This window comes from Vibrio sp. Y176 (assembly GCF_033438945.1).
The window spans coordinates 1-1,073 of record NZ_JAWOQS010000119.1 but is presented as its reverse complement, the minus strand read 5'-3'; the positions used below and the strand labels follow the sequence as shown (position 1 = coordinate 1,073).

Below are 1,073 nucleotides of genomic sequence, written 5' to 3'. Positions count from 1 at the left end.
CTTGCTCGGCTGCTATCACCTGAAGCACAGTCCCTACTGGTGCGCCTCTTGTCTCTAGTACTTGAGCAACGCTCAGATCCTAACGCTTCCTAATTGTTTCGCTCTGTTATACTTATGTTTTGAGCACCCTACTCTCCAATATCAAGGGGAGGCGTTTTATGAACTGCATATCAATTTTCAGAGGGCTTGCGACCAGTGTGTTTGTCATGATACTTGGCACAACAACATTACAGGCAAAACCTCATCCGCAACATTCGGTGAAACCCATTACTCAACCGGGCAATAAGCACCACAGTCATCCTGTAAATCGTCCGGAGCGACCGATTCGGCCGCCGCATCACCATCGCCCTTCACACGACTACAGACCGCCTTACTACCATCGTCCACCCGTCGTAATAAGACCGCCGCGATACCATTCCTCTTTCATTTATGTGCGACCTGGTTATTGGTATCCACCTTATCGTGGTCGTTATTACTATTACCGTAACGATCTGGTTGGCATCGCTACGTTTGCGATTTTCGCTGGAGTAACCTATGCCATTGTGCAAGACGCCTATTATCAACAGCGCGGCAGTCGTTACGTGTATGTCCAAAACCCACCAGCCGGAAATTACACAGTCATCAGTGGTAGTGATGTTTTACCTAACTCAGCGTCAACAACAACGAGCTTAAGTACTGTGACAACCTCACCCAACTCTTATTCTGCCTCTCCTAACCAAGTGAGCACCACGACAACAGAGACAAGCAAAACGATCACTAAGAAAGCCTCAAGTCCTTATAAGCTTGGCGAAATTGTTGACTCACTTCCCCACACCAAGCAGACGGTAGTGATAGACGGGCAAAGCTATTTCAAATACCAAGACACATGGTTTGCGCCACTTAGGGCAGATCGTAAATATGTAGTCGTTGAGTCACCTTTGTAAGTAATCAAGTTTGTACATAACTAATACAAACCCCGCCGATTGGCGGGGTCTACTTTTGATTATTCATGCACATACATCAGTAAAACGCGTCGAACTCAGGAATGCGTGGTTTACCTCTGAGTAGTAAGAACTTCAAGAAACGACAGGTTG

At 46.7% G+C, this 1,073-nt stretch carries 1 protein-coding gene; it reads left to right on the top strand.

Annotation, left to right across the window (positions count from 1 at the left end; genetic code table 11):
- Nucleotides 1–158 precede the first annotated feature (158 nt).
- Complete coding sequence (locus R7O13_RS24500; RefSeq protein ID WP_318304888.1) at nucleotides 159–923, top strand: hypothetical protein; 765 nt, start codon at nucleotides 159–161, stop codon at nucleotides 921–923.
- Nucleotides 924–1,073 lie beyond the last annotated feature (150 nt).